This is a genomic window from Aeromonas fluvialis, from assembly GCF_000819885.1.
GTDB classification, from domain to species: Bacteria; Pseudomonadota; Gammaproteobacteria; order Enterobacterales; family Aeromonadaceae; genus Aeromonas; species Aeromonas fluvialis.
In genome coordinates, this window is the sequence record NZ_CDBO01000028.1 from 1 (window position 1) to 800 (window position 800).

1 protein-coding gene and 1 pseudogene are annotated in these 800 nt (G+C 59.2%); both read left to right on the forward strand.

What is annotated here, in order from left to right:
- Window positions 1–257 (forward strand): annotated as a pseudogene (locus BN1125_RS06545) (IS21 family transposase); the annotation flags it as partial.
- Between the two features lie 25 nt (window positions 258–282).
- Window positions 283–800: ATP-binding protein (locus BN1125_RS06550; RefSeq protein ID WP_042011342.1), on the forward strand; the 518-nt coding region annotated here is incomplete at its 3' end.

Below are 800 nucleotides of genomic sequence, written 5' to 3' on the forward strand. Positions count from 1 at the left end.
GGTTTATCCGCCACGCGGAGCATCCCGCGCAGGCGGTGCGTCCCTGCCTGGCCTTGCTGGGACAGAGCAAAACCTACGGCAAGGCGCGGCTGGAAGCGGCCTGTTTACGTGGCCATCTGACCGGTGCCAACCGGCTGCACAACATCCGCAGCATGCTCAAACACGGGCTGGAGCAACAGCCCATCCCAACGGTACAAGTCGATCCGCTGCAAGCTACCCACCATGACAATGTCCATGGCGAGCACTACTTCCATTGATCCTGCGCCCCACAAGGAGAACACCATGCACTTACACCTCGATGAACAACTGAGCCGCCTGCATCTGAGCGGCATGAAGCGGGCACTGTCGCAACAACAGGCACAGAGCATGCTGTATCAGGAGATGAGTTTTGAAGAGCGACTGCAACTGCTGCTGAGCCATGAACTGATGCAGCGGGAGCAGCGAAAAATCAACCGGCTGGAGAAGCAAGCCCGGTTTAGGCTGGCGGGCCAAGTGGAGCAACTGGACTACCGGGCCGGCCGGGGCATTAGCAAAGTGCAGATCCGCCAACTACTGGAAGGGCACTGGCTGAGTCATCAACAAAACCTGCTGCTGACGGGTGCGGCGGGCTGTGGCAAGAGTTATCTGGCTTGCGCCCTGGGTCGCTACGTTATCCGGCAAGGGATAGCAGTGCGTTACTACCGGCTGAAAACCCTGCTGGAAGAGATGCGGCTGGCGCAGGCAGATGGCAGCTATCCGAAGCTGTTGGAGCAGCTGAACAGTGTGGGGCTGCTGATCCTGGATGACTGGGGCATGGAAAT